The organism is Stenotrophomonas sp. ZAC14A_NAIMI4_1, from assembly GCF_003086915.1.
Lineage (GTDB): Bacteria > Pseudomonadota > Gammaproteobacteria > Xanthomonadales > Xanthomonadaceae > Stenotrophomonas.
In genome coordinates this window covers 324,537-341,801 of the sequence record NZ_CP026002.1, presented here as the reverse complement: position 1 = coordinate 341,801, position 17,265 = coordinate 324,537, and the positions used below count along the sequence as shown (strand labels likewise).

Genomic DNA, 17,265 nt, shown 5'->3' with positions numbered 1-17,265 from the left:
GCGCAAGGATAACGCACCCCGGCCATGACGCCGCTTCACGGGCGCCTGTCGTGCAGGTTCAGTCCAGCACCCTGCCCTGCCGCCAGTAACCCATGAACGTCAGCGCACGGCGGTCCAGCCCGCAGTCGCGGACCAGGTGGCGGCGGATCGCCATCACGGCCCCGGCCTCGCCGGCCACCCAGGCGTAGAACGGCCCGGCCACGCCCGCGTCGGACTGCTCCCACAGGATCTGTGCGTCCACGTCGATCTCGTCCAGCGCGTCGCCCGCGACCGCTGGCGAGGCCGCCAACCGTGCCTGCACGGCCTGCACAAGCGCCTGGCCGTAAGCGGCCTGGCCGCGCGGCAGCCACACCAGTTCGGCGTTGGCCGGCGCCTTCAAAACGATGGCACCGCCCTCGCCCGCCACTTCCAGCAGGGCCAGCACGCGGGGTGGATCTACTTGGGCGGCCAGTTCCTCGAGGATGCCGGCCACCGCCGGCAGCGCCGTCTCGTCAGCCACCAGCAGCACCTGGCCGACCCCGGCCGGCGGCTTCCATTCCCAACCTTCGCTGCTCTCGGCGCACTCGGCATCCGGGGCCAGCAGCACCACACGGTCACCGGGCCGGGCATGCGTGGCCCAGCGCGAGGCCGGCCCGGTTTCACCATGCAGGACGAAATCCACGTCGACCTCGCCCTGCGCAGCGCGCAGCTGGCGAAGGGTGTAGGTGCGCATCGGCGGGCGCTGCTCGTCGGCCAGGGCGCGGTAGCGGGCGTACCAGTCCTCGCCGCTGGGTACGTCCGGGGCGTCCTGGCCGGGCAAGGGGAAAAACACCTTGATCCGCTGGTCCGGGCCCTCGGTCTTCATCCGCGCCACGTCGGCGCCGGTGAACACCAGGCGGTGCAGGGAGGGGGAAAGGACGCGGCGCTCCTTCAGCGCCACCTCGAACAGGCGGTAGGTCTGCTGCGCAGCCATGGGGTACCTCGCGACGGCTTCGGATCGGCTGGCCGTCATGCACCCGTGCAGTGGCTGGCTGGAACACCCAGCCTAGCCCGCCGCTGCAGCGGCGCAAGGGGCCGGGGGACGCTTGCGCCGCCCTGCCCCTGCGCGCTGCTCAAAGGCCGGTGGCCACTGCCTGCACTGAGCGCTCGCGGCGGTGTTCCCAGTACCAGAACACGAAGCCGCCCGCGAAGAAGGCGGCCTGGCCCAGGGCCAGATGCAGCGGGCTGGCGCTCAGCAGCGGCGACACCACGCCGGCCACCACGGTGCTGATCATCAGCTGGATGAACGCCTGCAGCGAGGAGGCCAGGCCGCGCTGGTGCGGGTACATGTCCAGCACCGCCAGCGCCAGGATCGGGAAAATCAGCGCCATGCCCATGCCGCCCAGGAAGATCGGCAGCACCGCCCACGGCAGTACGAACTCCGGCGCCAGGGACACATAGCCGACGTTGAGCAGCACCGACACCGCGCACAGGGTGAAACCGATGGCGACCTGGCGGGTGGGCGTGGTGCGCCCAGCCATGCGCCCGGACAGGAACGAGCCGGTGGTCATGCCGCCGATGGTCGGGATGAACAACCAGGCGAAGCCACCTTCGCCCAGGTGCAGGTGCTGCATGACGAACACCGGCGCCGAGGCGATGTACAGGAAGATGCCACCGAAACCGACGCTGCCGGCCAGGGCCAGGCGCAGGAAGCGCGGGTTGAAGCCGATGCGTACGTAGTCGCGCATCAGCACGCGCGGCGACAACGGCACGCGCGCCTCCACCGGGTGGGTCTCCGGCATGAAGCGGGCGGTGCACACCAGCAGCAGCAGCGAGAACGCCACCAGGAACCAGAAGATCAGCGGCCATCCGGCGCCACTGAGCAGGATCCAGCCGCCGATGATCGGCGCGATGGCCGGGGCGATGCCGAACAGCATCGATACCTGGCTCATCAGCCGCTGCGCATCGTGGCCGTGGTACAGATCGCGGATGACCGCGCGGCCGACGATCATGCCCACGCCGGCCGACAGGCCCTGCAGCGCGCGGAACACCAGCAGGGTGCTCAGGTCGGTGGACAGCGCGCAGCCGACCGAGGCGCCGATGAACACCACCAGGCCGCCGAGGATCACCCGCTTGCGGCCCCACGCATCGGACAGCGGTCCGTGCGCCAGGCTCATCAACGCGTAGAACAGCAGGTAGACGCTGATGGTCTGCTGCACCGCCACCTCATCCACAGCCAGGCGCTGGGCCAGCTGCGGGAAGGCCGGGAAGATGGTGTCGATCGAGAACGGGCCGAACATGGCCAGGCCGGCAAGCAGCAGGGCCATGCGTCGGGTGGAAGGGGCAACAGCGGGGGTCATCGGCAAAGCGTCCGGCAGGGCCATGCGCGGCACGCACGGCGGGCGCCGATCCCCTGCAGCAGGGACGGCGCCAGATGAATACGAGAGTTCGGCCATGATAGGCCCGGATTGCGGCCGATGCCATCGACCACTGCACGAAACGCATGGCCGGGCCATCGGCCATTCAGGCGCGCAGGCGCCCTGCCCCGGTTCCGGGCCCGTGTTCAGCGGCGGCAACCCGCTATGGCAACCCGTATAATGGGCGGGCAACATGGTGGGAGAAGCGGAACACCGCTGCCGAAGGCGCAACGCCCGTAATCGCTCAGGCCCGATACCACCCGTAACAGAACTCTGGAGAGACCGGTTCGATCCGGCGCCGAAGGGGCACGAAGCAGCGGCCAGCCGCGCTTTTAAACTCTCAGGCAAAAGGACAGAGGGGCGCCCCGCAGACCGCCAACCGGCGGCTTGTGCCCGTGCGTGTGCCCTTTCCTGACGGATCCTTCGCCATGTCCCAGAACACCCCCTCCCTGCGTGAGCTTGAGCATCATTCCGCGTTCGTCGAGCGCCACATCGGCCCCAACGATGCCGAGGTCGCGCAGATGCTCGATGTCCTCGGCCACGCCACGCTGGATGCGATGACCGATGCCATCGTGCCGGCCAGGATCAAGTCGCCCGCACCGCTGGCGCTGCCGGAATCGATGACCGAAGTGCAGGCGCTGGCGAAGATCCGTGCCATTGCCGACAAGAACACCGTGCTGCGCAGCTTCATCGGCCAGGGCTACTACGGTACCCACACGCCGAACGTGATCCTGCGCAACATCCTGGAAAACCCGGCCTGGTACACCGCCTACACCCCGTACCAGGCGGAAATCTCGCAGGGCCGCATGGAAGCGCTGATCAACTTCCAGACCCTGTGTGCCGACCTGACCGGCATGGAGATCGCCAACGCCTCGCTGCTGGACGAAGCCACCGCCGCCGCTGAAGCGATGACCCTGGCCAAGCGTTCGGCCAAGTCGAAGTCGGACACCTTCTTCGTACACGACGCCGTGCACCCGCAGACGCTGGAACTGCTGCGCACCCGCGCCGAGCCCATGGGCATCGTGCTGCGCGTGGGCACCCCGGCCGAAGCGCTGGAAGCGGAGGCCTTCGGCCTGCTGCTGCAGTACCCGGACACCTTCGGCCAGGTGGGCGACTACAAGGCACTGGTCGATGCCGTGCACGCGCGCGGCGGCCTGGTGGCCGTGGCCACCGACCTGCTGGCCCTGACCCTGCTGGCCGCCCCCGGCGAATGGGGCGCGGACATCGTGGTCGGCAACAGCCAGCGTTTCGGCGTGCCGTTCGGTTTCGGCGGCCCGCACGCCGCGTTCATGGCCTGCCGTGACGCCTACAAGCGCTCGATGCCGGGCCGCCTGATCGGTGTCTCCATCGATGCCGAAGGCAAGCCGGCCTACCGCCTGACCCTGCAGACCCGCGAGCAGCACATCCGCCGCGAGAAGGCCACCTCCAACATCTGCACCGCGCAGGTGCTGCTGGCGGTGATGGCCTCGATGTACGCGGTCTACCACGGCCCGGAAGGCCTGGCCCGCATCGCCCGTCGTACCCACCGCCTGGCCTCGATCCTGGCTGCATCGCTGCGCAATGCCGGCGTGCAGGTGGGTGGCGATTTCTTCGACACCCTGCATGTCACCGGCGTGCACGCCGATGAGATCCACGCCAAGGCCCGCGCCGCCGGTTACAACCTGCGCGCGATCGACAGCGACTCGGTCGGCATCAGCCTGGACGAGACCGCGACCCGCGCCGACATCGTCGCCCTGGCCGCCGTGTTCGGTGCGCAGGCCGACGTGGACGCACTGGATGCCAGCACCGCCGACGCACTGCCGGCGGCCCTGCTGCGCCAGTCGGAGTTCCTGACCCACCCGGTGTTCAACACCCACCACAGCGAGCACGAACTGCTGCGCTACCTGCGTTCGCTGGCCGACAAGGACCTGGCGATGGACCGCACGATGATCCCGCTGGGCTCGTGCACCATGAAGCTCAACGCCACCGCCGAAATGATCCCGGTGACCTGGCCGGAGTTCTCGCAGATCCATCCGCTGGTGCCGGCCGACCAGGCACTGGGCTACAAGGAGCTGATCGAAACGCTGGAAGCGATGCTGGTCGAGTGCACCGGCTATGACGCGGTCAGCCTGCAGCCGAACTCCGGCGCGCAGGGCGAGTACGCCGGCCTGCTGGCGATCCGCGCCTACCACCGCTCGCGCGGCGAAGATCATCGCGACATCTGCCTGATTCCGGATTCGGCGCACGGCACCAACCCGGCCTCGGCACAGATGTGCGGCATGAAGGTCGTGGTGACCAAGACCGATGCCAACGGCAACGTCGATGTCGAAGACATCCGCATCAACGCCGAGAAGTACAGCAGCCGCCTGGCCGCGATCATGATCACCTACCCCTCCACGCACGGTGTGTTCGAGGAAGAAGTGGTCGAGATCTGCGAGATCATCCACCAGCACGGCGGCCAGGTGTACACCGACGGCGCCAACATGAACGCCCTGGTCGGCGTGGCCAAGCCGGGCAAGTGGGGTTCGGACGTTTCCCACCTGAACCTGCACAAGACCTTCTGCATCCCGCACGGCGGCGGCGGCCCGGGCGTTGGCCCGTGTGCGGTGAAGGAACACCTGGCCCCGTTCCTGCCGGGCAAGCTGGGTGACAACGGCCCGGTCGGCATGGTCAGCGCGGCCAGCTTCGGCAGCGCCTCGATCCTGCCGATCAGCTGGATGTACATCGCCATGATGGGCAGCGAAGGCCTGCGCAAGGCCACCCAGGTCGCCCAGCTCAACGCCAACTACATCGCCAAGCGCCTGGCTCCGCACTTCAAGACCCTGTACACCGGCCGCAACGGCCTGGTGGCGCACGAATGCATCCTCGACGTGCGCCCGCTGGAGAAGACCAGCGGCATCGGCGCCGAGGACGTGGCCAAGCGCCTGATCGACTTCGGCTTCCATGCCCCGACCCTGAGCTTCCCGGTGGCCGGCACGCTGATGGTCGAGCCGACCGAGAGCGAATCGCTGCACGAGCTGGACCGTTTCATCGACGCGATGATCCAGATCCGCGAGGAAATCCGCGCGATCGAAGACGGCCGCCTGGACCGCGAGGACAACCCGCTGAAGAACGCCCCGCATACCGCCACGGCGGTGACCGCCAGCGAGTGGACCCACGCCTACCCGCGTGAGCTGGCAGCCTTCCCGCTGCCCAGCCTGAAGCTGCAGAAGTACTGGCCGCCGGTGGCCCGCGTCGACAACGTGTACGGCGACAAGAACGTGATGTGCGCCTGCATCCCGGTCGATGCCTACAAGGACGACGAAGTCGAGGCGTAAATTCCCGATGGATCGGTAAACGGAACGGCCCGCGCAAGCGGGCCGTTTTCGTTGTGCCTCACGGGTCCGGCATCTGCCCCAGGCTCAACTGCCACGACACGCCATAACGGTCCTGCACCCAGCCGTAGCGGTTGCTGAAATCGTAGTCCCCCACCGGCATCAGCCAGTGCCCGCCCTCGCCCAGCACCCGCGCCGCGCGCTCGAACTGCTCGCTGCCCGCGCATTCGACGAACAGCGAGATCGACGGACTGAACGTGAAGTCGTGCACGTCCAGGCTGTCGAAGCACAGGTAGTGGGTGCCACCCAGCAGGAAGATGGCCTGGCGCACCTGGCCGGGCACGCCGGCACCGGCACCTTCGGAGTGGTGTTGCAGGGCCAGCAGGCGGAAATCGGCGAACGCCTCGGCGTACAGGGCCATGGCGGCCTCGGCCTGGCCGGTGAACATCAGGAACGGGCGACTGCGCAGCATGCGGTACTCCTGTTCGACGGGCCGGTGACGGCCCACGCGATCAGGATGGCACGGCGGATGTATGCCTTCTGTAGAGCCGAGCCCATGCTCGGCTGGCCGCCGCGCGAACAGCAGCCGACCGTAGGGTCGGCTCTACAGAATTACGCCTCGCGCATGCGCCGCGCAATGGCACTGCCCGCGGCGATGGCCGCAGTCAGCGCCACCATCGACAGGAACTGCAGGCGCGTATGCGCCTCGCTCAGCAGCAGGCCGAAGATCAGCGCCAGGATGCCCAGCGCGCACACCGTCAGCCACGGGAAGCCGGCCATACGGAACGGCAGGCGGGTGCCCAGGCGATCGGCACGACGGCGCAGCACCAGCTGCGAAACCAGCGACAGCGTCCACACCAGCAGGCAGGTGGAGCCGACGATGTTGAGCAGCACCGGCAGCACCTTGTCCGGGAACAACAGCTCCATGATGGTGGCGGCGAAGCCGAACAGCACGCTGGCCAGTACGGCGATGACCGGTACCTGGCGCGGGTCGGTCCAGCCCAGCACGGCGGGGGCTTCGCGGCGCTGCGCCAGCGAATACATCATGCGCGAGGCACCGTAGAGGTTGGCATTGAGCGCCGACAGCAGCGCGATCACCGCGATCAGGGTGATGGCCGTGGCCGCGCCCGGAATGTTGGCGACCGCAAGCACGGCGGCAAACGGCGACTTCAGCGACTCGCTGGTCCACGGCACCACGGCGATGATCACACTGAGCGAGCCGATGTAGAACACCAGGATGCGCCAGGCCACGGTGCGGATGGCACGGGCGATGCTGCGCTCGGGGTCTTCGGTTTCGGCGGCGGCCACCGCCACGATCTCGGTGCCGCCAAAGGCGAACACCACCACCAGCAGGGCCGCGCCGATGCCAGCCAGGCCCTTCGGCGCGAAGCCGCCGTGCTGGGTGAAATTGCTCAGCCCCGGCGAGGCGACCTGCGGCAGCCAGCCCATCAACAGGGCGATGCCGATGGCGATGAAGGCCAGGATGGCGGCCACCTTGAGGATGGCGAACCAGAATTCGAACTCGCCGAAGTTCTTCACCCCGAGCAGGTTGATCGCAGTGAAGAACAGCATGAAGGCCAGCGCCGCCATCGGGACCGGTATCACCGGCCAGACCGTGGCCAGCAGGCCGGCCGCACCCACCGCCTCGGCGGCGATGACGATGACCAGCTGCACCCACCACAACCAGCCCACGGTGGCACCGGCGGTGGCGCCCATGGCATCGGCCGCATACACCGAGAACGCACCACTGGTCGGCTTGGCCGCGGCCATTTCGCCCAGGGCATTCATCACGATGATCACCAGCGCGCCGGCCACCAGGTAGGACACCAGCACGGCCGGGCCGGCCGCCTGCACGCCCACGCCGGAACCGAGGAACAGGCCGGCGCCGATCGCGCTGCCCAGGCCCATCATGATCAACTGGCGCGGCTTGAGCGAATGGCCAAGGCGGGAAGGCGTAACGGGGCTGGCGGGCATCGGCGGGACTGGCGGCGGCTACAGGGGCGTCACCTTACATTGTCCCCCACCCACGGGGATAGGCACAGTGCAGCAGACCGCTCAGGACAGCAGGGCCTCGCCGACATTCCCCCCGATACGGGCCCGATAGGCACGCGGCGAGAAACCGGTTTCAGCCTTGAATTTGCGGGTGAACGCACTCTGGTCACTGAAACCGCAGGCCTGGCCGATGCAGGCGATGCTGTCGTCGCCGTGCAGCAGGTGCATGGCCATCTGGATGCGCAGCCGGGTCAGCACCTGCTGCGGGGTCATCTGGAACACCTTGCGGAAGCTGCGCTCCAGCTTGGACAGCGAGAAACCGGTGATGTCCAGCAGGGTCTGCATGCGCACGTTCTCGGCGTAGTGCGCGTTGAGATGGGCCAGGGCCAGGCGCAGCTGCTCGTACTGGGTGCCCAGGCTGTCCTTCTGGCCCAGGTCGCGGGAGATGCCGATCAGCCCCTCGATGCTGCCATCCACCAGCAGCGGCCGCTTGCAGGTCAGGCACCAGCCCGGTTCGCGGTTGGCGAACAGGTGCAGCTCCATCAGGTTCTCGATCACTTCACCGGACAGCACGCGTGCGTCCTGGTCCACGTAATCCGCACTCAGGCCGGTCGGGTAGATCTCGGCAGCGGTGCGGCCGATGACATCCTTGCGCGCACGCAGGCCCAGCCGCCGCAGCATGGTCTGGTTGACGTGGGTGTAGCGGCCCTGGCGGTCCTTCATGAAGAACAGCACGTCCGGAATGGCGTCGAACAGGGCTTCGATGTCGGTGGGCTCGACTCGCATGCGGCAAGCATACCCGAGCCCGCTTTTGCCTGTACGTTCACCCGCGGCGGACCGTGGGTTAACGGCCCGGGGGCGACTGTCATGGCCTGCCCCCTCGTATCCCGGAGAACCCCCCGATGGCCGCCAGCAAGCCGACCGGCAAGCGCGCACCCGCCCCGTCCCAGAAGTCCCAGACCCAGCAGCGCGGCGAGGGTGACGAACTGCACCTGCAGGCCGGCGGCACGCATCCGGCGATGACCACCGCACAGGGCATTCCGGTGGCCGACAACCAGAACTCGCTGCGCGAGGGCCCGCGCGGCCCCACCCTGCTGGAGGACTTCATCCTCCGCGAGAAGATCACCCACTTCGACCACGAGCGCATTCCCGAACGCATCGTGCATGCGCGCGGCAGCGCCGCCCATGGTTATTTCGAACTGACCCGTTCGCTGGCGAAGTACACCCGCGCCCGCGTGCTCACCGAAGTGGGCACGAAAACGCCGGTGTTCACCCGCTTCTCCACCGTGGCCGGCGGCGCCGGTTCGGTCGACACCCCGCGTGACGTGCGCGGCTTCGCGGTCAAGTTCTACACGCCGGAAGGCAACTGGGACCTGGTCGGCAACAACATCCCGGTGTTCTTCATCCAGGATGCGATGAAGTTTCCCGACCTCGTGCATGCGGTGAAGATGGAGCCGGACCGTGCGTTCCCGCAGGCCGCCAGCGCGCATGACACGTTCTGGGATTTCATCTCGCTGATGCCCGAATCGATGCACATGATCATGTGGGCGATGAGCGACCGTGGCATCCCGCGTTCGCTGCGCATGATCGAGGGCTTCGGCGTGCACAGCTTCCGCCTGTTGAACGAGGACGGCGATTCCACGTTCGTCAAATTCCACTGGCGGCCGAAGCTGGGCATCCAGTCCACCGTGTGGGACGAAGCGCTGAAACTGCAGGCCGCCGACAACGACTTCCATCGCCGCGACCTGTTCGAGGCGATCCAGCGCGGCGACTTCCCCGAGTGGGAACTGGCGGTGCAGCTGTTCACCGAAGAAGAGGCTGAGGCGTTCCCGTTCGACCACCTCGACCCGACCAAGATCATTCCCGAATCGCTGGTGCCGCTGAAGGTGATCGGGCGCATGGTGCTGGACCGCTGGCCGGACAATTTCTTCGCCGAAACCGAGCAGGTGGCGTTCTGCCCCGCCAACGTGCCGCCCGGCATCGATTTCAGCAACGATCCGCTGCTGCAGGGCCGCCTGTTCTCCTACCTGGACACGCAGCTGATCCGCCTGGGTGGGCCGAACTTCCACCAGATTCCGGTCAATGCCCCCAAATGCCCCTTCGCCAACCACCAGCGCGATGGACACATGCAGATGCAGGTGCCGAAGGGCCGCGTGGCCTACGACCCCAGCTCGCTGGAGGACGACAGCCCGCGCGAAACCGCTGCTGGGTTCCGCAGCCATGCGACCGCCGATGATGGCCGCAAGGGCCGCACGCGTGCGGCGAGCTTCGCCGACCACTACAGCCAGGCGCGCGCGTTCTTCCGCAGCCTGGAAAAGCCGGAGCAGGCGCATCTCGCCTCGGCGCTGGTGTTCGAGCTGTCCAAGGTGGAAACGCTGAAGGTGCGCGTGCGTACCGTCAGCCACCTGCGCAACATCGACGAGACGTTGGCCAAGCGCGTGGCCGATGGCCTGGCCCTGGCGGACCTGCCCGATGCCGCGCCGACCGCAACGCCGGCACAGGACATGCCCGCCGTTCCCGAAGTACGCATCATCGGCCGCACGAAAGACACGCTGCAGGGGCGCTGCATCGGCATCCTGTTCGATGAGGGCTCCGATGCGGGGCTGATCGCCAGCCTGCGCAAGGCCGCGCAGAAGGCCGGTGCCGAAGTGAAACTGGTGGCGCCGAAAGTGGGTGGCGCCACCCTCAGCGACGGCAAGCGCCAGGCCGCCGATGGCCAGCTGGCGGGCACGCCCTCGGCGGTGTTCGATGCCGTGGCCGTGGTGCTCAGTGCGGACGGGGCCAAGGCGCTGGCCAAGGAAGCCGCTGCCGTCGAATTCGTCAGCCATGCGTGGGCGCACCTGAAGGCCATTGCCAGCGATGCCGGCGGCCAGGCGCTGTTGAAGGCCGCCCGTGTGGGCAACGACGCCGGCACCGTGGAAGCCGAGGACGCCAAGGGTTTCCTCGCTGCCGCGGCCACCCGCCAGTGGGCGCGCGAACCCAAGCTGCGCCTGCTGGCCTGATCGTTCCCTACAGGAGAAGCGACATGCCCCGTGGTGAGAAATCTGCCTACACCGACAAGCAGAAGCGCCAGGCCGAGCACATCGAGGAAAGCGAACGCGCGCGCGGCGCCAGTGAGAGTACCGCCGAACGCATCGCCTGGGCCACCGTCAACAAGCAGGACGGCGGTGGCAAGCGCAGCGGCAGCGGGCGCAAGGCAACGAAGAAGGCCGCCGACAGCTGACCGTCAGCCAGGCAGCCCGTTCACCCAGCGCGCCACCACTTCGGCCGCCTGTTCGGGCCGTGCCTGCAGCAGCAGGTGCGGCCCCTGCAGCGCGACGTGGCGTGCCTCCGGCAGCAGGGCCTGCAGCTCGGACACGCTGGGCGGCCACAGCAGCCGGTCCTGCCGCGCCTGCAGGTACAGCGTCGGAACTGCGATACGCGGCAGCAACGCACGCACGTCCACCCGCAGGGTGCTGGCGGCGCGTTGCCGCAGCACGCGGCTGGGCACTTCGGCCAGGGCCAGGCGCAATGCCTGCACGTTCTGCGACGTTCGCCACTGCCCCAGCAGCACCCGCGCCATCACCGGCAGCGGCGGCAACGGCCATGCTGCGGACAGCGCCACTGCGCTCGCCGCCGGCACGGGCAGCGGCCGTCGCGCGAAGGTGGTGCTGAGCACCAGCCCACGCAGGCCGGCGGGCGCCTGCGCAGCAATCTGTACCGCCAACGGACCGGCAAACGATTCGGCCAGCAGCACCCATGGCTGCAGGGGAAGCTGCGGCTGCAACCACGCGGCCAGGGTCGGATAATCCTGTGCCCCATGCACGGGCAGCGACAGCGCCTCCGCCTCCAGCCCGTGTGCACGCACGGCCTCCAGGAACGCGCCCGACATGCCCACGCCGCCGTCCAGGCCGGGCAGCATCAGCACACGGGGGCGCAGCGGCGGGTTCAACTGCCGGGCCCTGGCGCGGCGGCCGGCGCAGGCGCCGCCACGGTAACGGCCTGCAGCGTTCGCACCGCCGCGATCGGAATCGCCTCGGCACGCCGCTGTTGCGGCCACCAGACAAACAGGAACGCGCTGCTGGAACCCAGCAGGCGCGCAGTGCCCGGCAATGGCGCGCGATCACCATTCAACTGCAGGCGGATCACTTCGCCGCTGCCCGCGTTGCGGATCTGCTCACCGCGCACGGTCACGTAGTTCGCCGCGCCAAGCGCCATGAAGGCGGCCACGGCCAGGGTCATCGCTGTCAGCGGACGCAGGCCGACGCCCTCCCAGCTGGTCAGTGCCGAGCGCGCCAGCACTGCCCGCCAGGCCCAGTTGCGCGCGCGCAGCTGTTCCAGCTTGGCGGCATTGCGCATGCGCAGTGTTTCCGGCCAGCTCACCACCAGTACCAGCAGCACGCCTGCGGCCAGCAGCAGCACATACGCCGGATCGCGGATGCCGGCCACCAGGAAATCGCTGGGCTGCAGGTAATCCAGGATCGACAGCTTGAAGCCGCGGTAGAACCAGAAACTGCACCACAGGCCCAGCAGCGAGACCAGCAGGTAGGCCACTGTCACCAGCAGCGCCGGTTCGCGGCGCAAGCGGCGCAGCGCCTGCATCACCGCCGAATCATCATCCCCACGGGCCAGCGGCAGCATCGACCAGTCGGTCGGCACCTCGGGTGAAGGCATGGCGGGCGCAGCCATGCCCTGCACCCGTGGCACGTCGCCGTAGGCGCCTTCAGTCTCGTTGCTGTCCATGCCTCCTCCCCCGGCTCCAAGCGAGCACCCCAGCGAGCATCGCCGAAAAAGGGGCCGCGCGGTAGAGTCGAGCAAGCACGACTCTACCGGCGCAGCGGTCAGGCCGCGCGCGCCACCACGGCGCGGGCCGGGCCGCCCTGCTCGATCTGGAACACCGACACCGAGGTGGTCAGCGCGTTGGCCTGCTCTTCCAGCGCGCGGCTGGCCGCGGTGGCTTCTTCCACCAGGGCCGCGTTCTGCTGGGTCACCTGGTCCATCTGCACCACCACCTGGTTGACCTGCTCGATGCCGGCCGCCTGTTCCTTGCTGGCCGCAGCGATGTCGCTCATCAGCTGGTTGGTGCGCGAACTGGCGTGGGCCAGGCGGGCGATCGCCGCTTCGGACTGCACGGTTACGGCCAGGCCGCTCTGCACCTTGGCGGCCGCATCCTCGATCAGCTCCTTGATCTCCTTGGCGGCGACGCCGGCGCGCTGCGCCAGGGTGCGCACTTCGCTGGCGACCACCGCGAAACCACGGCCCTGCTCACCGGCACGTGCCGCTTCGACGGCGGCGTTCAGCGCCAGGATGTTGGTCTGGAACGCGATGCCATCGATGACCGTGGAGATCTCGGAGATGCGCGCCGAGGACTGGTCGATCTCGCCCATCACCGTTGCCATCTGCGCCATGGCCTGTTCGGTTTCGCGCACGGCAGCACCGGCCGCATGGGCTTCGCTGTCCGCCTGGCGGGCCAGCTCGGCGTTCTGGCGCACGGTGGAGGTCAGTTCCTCCATCGATGCCGCGGCCTCTTCCAGGTTCGCCGCCTGCTGTTCGGTACGGCGCGAGAGATCGCTGTTGCCCGCGGCCAGTTCCTGCGCCGCATTGTTGATGCTGTCGGCTGCCACCTGGATGCCGCGGACGATGCCGGTCAGCTGCGTGGTGGTGGTGTTGGCATCGTCGCGCATGCGGGCGAAGACACCTTCGTACTCACCGTCCATGCGCGCGGTCAGGTTGCCGTGCGAAATCGCGCGCAGCACGTCGGACACGTCGGCGATGCTGGCCTGCGAGCTGGCCATCATGGCGTTGAGGTGTTCGACCATCGCGCGGTACTGGAACTGGAACGCCTCGGCATCGCCGCGCACGCTGAAATCGCCCGCACCGGCGGCCCGGGCCAGCGTGTCGATCTGCGCGCTGATCGCCATCAGGCTCTGCTTCACGGCGGCCAGGGTGCGGGTGAACGCGCCCTTCTCGCCCGGGTACTGCGGCAGGTCGCGGCTGAGGTCGCCGATCGCGTAGCGCTGCATGACTTCAGCCATCAGCAGTTCCACCTGCACATGCGATTCCACCAGGCTGTTGGTGGCCTGCACCATGCGGCCGAAATCGCCGGGGAAGGCGCGGGCATCCATGCGGTAGCCGATGGCACCGGCCTCGTGCTGTTCGGCCATCTGCAGCTGCGCGCCGATGGCGGCCTGCACGCTCTGCCGCACGCTGCCCATGGCCTCGCCCAGCTGGGTCAGTTCATCGCGGCCACCCAAGTGGAAGGACTGGTCCAGCTCGCCCTTCGAGAGCTGCTGTGCCAGCTGCACCGCGCGTGCCAGCGGGCCGGTCATGCTGCGCCCGATCATCACCGAAGCGGCGATGCCGACCAGCAGCGCCACGCCACCCAGCACCAGCAGCTGCAGCAGGCTGCGCTCGCCGAGGCGGATCGCTTCGGCCGCCGCTTCGCGGCTCTCCTTCTCCTCGAACGCCACGCCATCAGCCAGCGCCTTGTTCCAGCCGTTGGCCGCCTCCTGCACCGGGCCCAGGGTCAGCGCGACCGCGCCGGGGAAATCCCCCTGTTCCATCAGTTCGCTGGTCTGCTTGTTGAGCGGGCGCGCAATGGCACGCTTGGCCGCGATCGCCTCGCCCATCGCCTTGCCCTCGGCATCGCCGGGCAGCGCCTGGTAGGCGGTCCAGCTCGCCTCGTAGCGCGCGACCAGGTCGGCGATGCGCTTCTCGTCGGCGTCGCGTGCGTCGCCCTGGCGGATCAGCATCTCGCGGCGCACGACCATCATCTGGTTGTTGGCATCGAGCATCTCCGACAGCAGCCGCACCTTGGCCACGCTGACGTCGACCACCTGCTGCATCGCGCGCTTCTGCACGGCGGTGGCGGTGGCGCCGGTGGCGACCACGGCAGCCACCAGCAGCAGCAACAGGCCAAAGCCAAGGCCAAGGCGCCAGGCAACCCTGACGTTCCTCAAGTAGTTCATGGGGGTATCCAAACGGGGGGGATGTGCCCTTATCGGCGCGCCGCCCGCTGGCCTTGACCGTGCAACCGTGAACGCTTCGGTGGGCGTTCACGTTGGCCGTTCAGCCGGATGCCTGTTGCGGTTGCAGCGGACAGGCGCTGGCCAGGCGGGTGGCCAGGTCCTGGCGCAATGCGCTGAGCGCGGCGATGCGGGCGTCGATGTCGGCCAGTTTTTCCTGCAGTGCGGCCGCCAGCAGCGGGCCGGCATCGGCCTGCTCCCACAGCCTGGGCAGGCGCTGGCCGATCTCGGCCAGGGTGAAACCGAGCTGCTGGGCCGTGCGGATGTAGTGCACCAGCATCGCGGTTTCGTCCGGGTAATCGCGGTAGCCATTGGCCAGGCGCCGCGCGCCGATCAGGCCCTGCTTCTCGTAGAAACGCAGGGCTTCGCGCGAGAGGCCGCAGGCCTGGGCCAGTTCTCCAATCTGCATGGGGGCTCCAGAAAACGCTTGACCCTGAAGTTTACTTCAGCCCTGACAGTGCGCCCTCTTTCTCCTGTTGAAGGCGTCCATGCTCATCTCCCGCTATCTCCGCATCGTCCGCGCCAGCGCCTTCTACGACCTGCTGGTCACCCTGCCCTTCGCCCTGCCCTGGACCTTCGCCCCGCTGCACGCGGCGATGGCTGCGCTTGCCGATGCCTGGCAGCTGCCTGGCCAGGTACCGGCGCTGGACCCGCTGCACATGCTGCTGGCCAACCTGCTCGGCTCGGTGGTGGTGATGTGGTCGCTGGCCCGCGTGCTTGCCCCCAGCGTGCTGCTGGGCCGGCTTGATGCCGCCGCACGCGGGCTGTTCGCGCTGTGGCAGGTGTATGCGGTGCTGCACGGTGCCAGTGCGATCCTGCTGCTGTTCACCGTCGCCGAGATCGTCTTCGGCGTGCTGCAGAGCTGGCGCCTCCAGGATCAATCCGCACGTTGAGCGCTCATCTGCCGCTCAGCAACACGCCCGTGTTTTCACGCGGGCTGGTCGCAGGGTGCAGGCATGGTGGGGGCACGTTCTGCAGGAGCTTCCCATGCGTTCACCCCGTGTTGCCGTGCTTGCGCTGTCGCTGCTGGTGTCCCCTGCATTCGCGCAGGCCCCGCCGGCCAACCTGCCCGCGCCCATCGCCGAGCGTGCAGGCCCGGACATCGCCGCACGCTCGCCGCTGCACGCGCAGGTACTGCTGGACCGCGCCAATTTCTCGCCCGGCCAGATCGATGGCGAGGTGGGCAGCAACCAGCGCCGCGCGGTGTCCGGCTTCCAGGCCGCACACGGGCTGACCGTCACCGGCGAGCTGGACGATGCAACCTGGAACGCGCTGCAGGCCGATGCCAACGCGCCGCTGGCCAGTTACACGCTGACCGCCGAGGACGTGGCCGGTCCGTTCCAGCCGGTTCCGAAGGGGCCGGCCGCGCAGGCCAAGCTGAAAGCGCTGGGCTACGGCAGCGTGGAAGAATCGCTGGGCGAGCGCTTCCATGCCTCGCCCGAGCTGCTGAAGGCACTCAATCCGGGCGTCGACCTGGGCAAGGCCGGCAGCCGCATCCAAGTGCCCAACATCGCCCCGGCACCGCTGCCGAAGGCGGCCAAGGTGGTGGTCGACAAATCCGATTCCACCCTGCAGCTGCTCGATGCGGCGGGCAAGGTCATCGCGCAGGTACCGGTGTCCTCGGGCAGCCAGCACGATCCGCTGCCGATCGGTGAATGGAAGATCCTCGGCGTGTACCGCGACCCGCCGTTCCACTACAACCCGAAGCTGTTCTGGGATGCGCGCAAGGGCGAGAAGAAGGCGACGCTGCCGCCGGGCCCGAACAACCCGGTCGGGCGCGTCTGGATCGACCTGTCCAAACCGCATTACGGCCTGCACGGCACGCCCGAACCCGGCCATGTCGGCAAGACCGAATCGCATGGCTGCGTGCGCATGACCAATTGGGATGCGCTGCGCGTGGCCGATGCGCTGGATACCTCAGTACCCGTGGTGATGCAGGAGTAAGCCGATGCGTCTTTCGCAGCTGATCGTACTGGGCGTGCTGCTGGGCCTGGGTGCAGGCTGGTGGCTGCGCCGCGATGCGGGTGAGCCGGTAGCGGTTGCCCTGCCTGCAGCGCCACCTGCAGCCGTGACGGCGGCGCCGGTGAATCCGCCTGCGCCCGCGCGCGTGGATGCTGCCGCTCCAGCACTCACGCTGGCCTCTCCCGGTGCTGATGTGCCCGCAGGCCTGCTGCTGCCCGTGCAGGGCATCCAGGCATCACAGCTGCGCGACACCTTCACCGATGCACGCAGCGAGGGGCGCGTGCACGATGCCATCGACATCATGGCCGACGCCGGGACGCCGGTGCTGGCGGTGGCCGATGGCACGGTGGAAAAGCTGTTCGACAGCGAACGCGGTGGCCTGACCATCTACCAGTTCGAGCCCAGCGGACGCTGGTGCTATTACTACGCGCACCTGCAGCGCTACGCCGATGGCCTGGCGGAAAAGCAGGTGATCAAGCGTGGTGAAGTGATCGGCTACGTCGGCAGCACCGGCAATGCCAGCGCCGAGGCCCCGCACCTGCATTTCGAGGTGCACGTGCTGGGCCCGGAGAAGCAATGGTGGAAGGGCGAATCGATCAACCCTTACCCGTTGCTGCAGGCGGGGCGCTGACGCGTCGG

General features: G+C 68.4%; 13 protein-coding genes, 2 pseudogenes and 1 riboswitch. Of the genes and pseudogenes, 6 read left to right on the top strand and 9 right to left on the bottom strand.

What is annotated here, in order from left to right; translation table 11 throughout:
• Positions 1–58 precede the first annotated feature (58 nt).
• Both C1926_RS01445 and C1926_RS01440 read right to left on the bottom strand, forming a co-directional pair.
• On the bottom strand, positions 59–952 hold the full coding sequence (locus C1926_RS01445) for a siderophore-interacting protein (protein WP_108758037.1): 894 nt from the start codon (positions 950–952) through the stop codon (positions 59–61).
• Positions 953–1,091: 139 nt separating this feature from the next.
• Complete coding sequence (locus C1926_RS01440; RefSeq protein ID WP_108760604.1) at positions 1,092–2,318, bottom strand: multidrug effflux MFS transporter; 1,227 nt, start codon at positions 2,316–2,318, stop codon at positions 1,092–1,094.
• Positions 2,319–2,638: 320 nt separating this feature from the next.
• Positions 2,639–2,741, top strand: a riboswitch (glycine riboswitch).
• Positions 2,742–2,803: 62 nt separating this feature from the next.
• Between C1926_RS01440 and gcvP the strand changes: the two genes are divergently transcribed.
• Positions 2,804–5,671, top strand: coding sequence for an aminomethyl-transferring glycine dehydrogenase (gcvP, locus tag C1926_RS01435; RefSeq protein ID WP_108758036.1), 2,868 nt, complete (start codon positions 2,804–2,806; stop codon positions 5,669–5,671).
• A 58-nt stretch (positions 5,672–5,729) separates the two neighbouring features.
• Here the strand turns inward: gcvP and C1926_RS01430 are convergent, their stop codons facing one another.
• The 3 genes from C1926_RS01430 to C1926_RS01420 form a co-directional block, all read right to left on the bottom strand.
• On the bottom strand, positions 5,730–6,140 hold the full coding sequence (locus C1926_RS01430) for a VOC family protein (protein ID WP_108758035.1): 411 nt from the start codon (positions 6,138–6,140) through the stop codon (positions 5,730–5,732).
• Between the two features lie 140 nt (positions 6,141–6,280).
• Positions 6,281–7,642 carry an amino acid permease gene (locus tag C1926_RS01425; RefSeq protein ID WP_108758034.1) on the bottom strand — a complete coding sequence of 454 codons (1,362 nt, stop codon included), beginning with the start codon at positions 7,640–7,642 and terminating at the stop codon, positions 6,281–6,283.
• Between the two features lie 81 nt (positions 7,643–7,723).
• A complete protein-coding gene (locus C1926_RS01420) occupies positions 7,724–8,446 on the bottom strand; it encodes an AraC family transcriptional regulator (protein WP_079222773.1) in 723 nt (240 codons plus the stop codon).
• A gap of 182 nt (positions 8,447–8,628) precedes the next feature.
• On the opposite strand from C1926_RS01420, the pseudogene C1926_RS01415 reads away from it, so the two are divergent.
• Together C1926_RS01415 and C1926_RS01410 are read left to right on the top strand one after the other, a co-directional pair.
• A pseudogene (locus C1926_RS01415) lies at positions 8,629–10,662 on the top strand (catalase); the annotation flags it as partial.
• Positions 10,663–10,685: 23 nt separating this feature from the next.
• A pseudogene (locus tag C1926_RS01410) lies at positions 10,686–10,871 on the top strand (hypothetical protein); the annotation flags it as partial.
• 15 nt (positions 10,872–10,886) lie between these two features.
• On the opposite strand, the gene C1926_RS01405 reads toward C1926_RS01410, so the two are convergent.
• The 4 genes from C1926_RS01405 to C1926_RS01390 form a co-directional block, all read right to left on the bottom strand.
• Positions 10,887–11,591: an alpha/beta hydrolase gene (locus C1926_RS01405; protein ID WP_108758032.1), complete on the bottom strand. Its 705-nt coding sequence runs from the start codon at positions 11,589–11,591 to the stop codon at positions 10,887–10,889.
• A complete protein-coding gene (locus C1926_RS01400; RefSeq protein WP_108758031.1) occupies positions 11,588–12,382 on the bottom strand; it encodes a hypothetical protein in 795 nt (264 codons plus the stop codon). The genes C1926_RS01405 and C1926_RS01400 overlap by 4 nt, the downstream gene beginning before the upstream one ends.
• 98 nt (positions 12,383–12,480) lie before the next feature.
• Positions 12,481–14,607 carry a methyl-accepting chemotaxis protein gene (locus C1926_RS01395; protein ID WP_108758030.1) on the bottom strand — a complete coding sequence of 709 codons (2,127 nt, stop codon included), beginning with the start codon at positions 14,605–14,607 and terminating at the stop codon, positions 12,481–12,483.
• A 100-nt stretch (positions 14,608–14,707) separates the two neighbouring features.
• Positions 14,708–15,073 (bottom strand): MerR family transcriptional regulator, encoded by a 366-nt coding sequence (locus C1926_RS01390; RefSeq protein WP_108758029.1) that lies wholly within the window; start codon positions 15,071–15,073, stop codon positions 14,708–14,710.
• Between the two features lie 79 nt (positions 15,074–15,152).
• On the opposite strand from C1926_RS01390, the gene C1926_RS01385 reads away from it, so the two are divergent.
• The 3 genes from C1926_RS01385 (at position 15,153) to C1926_RS01375 (ending at position 17,257) form a co-directional block, all read left to right on the top strand.
• Positions 15,153–15,557 (top strand): hypothetical protein, encoded by a 405-nt coding sequence (locus tag C1926_RS01385; RefSeq protein ID WP_108758028.1) that lies wholly within the window; start codon positions 15,153–15,155, stop codon positions 15,555–15,557.
• A gap of 94 nt (positions 15,558–15,651) precedes the next feature.
• A complete protein-coding gene (locus C1926_RS01380; RefSeq protein ID WP_079222781.1) occupies positions 15,652–16,608 on the top strand; it encodes a L,D-transpeptidase in 957 nt (318 codons plus the stop codon).
• Between the two features lie 4 nt (positions 16,609–16,612).
• On the top strand, positions 16,613–17,257 hold the full coding sequence (locus C1926_RS01375) for a M23 family metallopeptidase (RefSeq protein ID WP_108758027.1): 645 nt from the start codon (positions 16,613–16,615) through the stop codon (positions 17,255–17,257).
• Positions 17,258–17,265 lie beyond the last annotated feature (8 nt).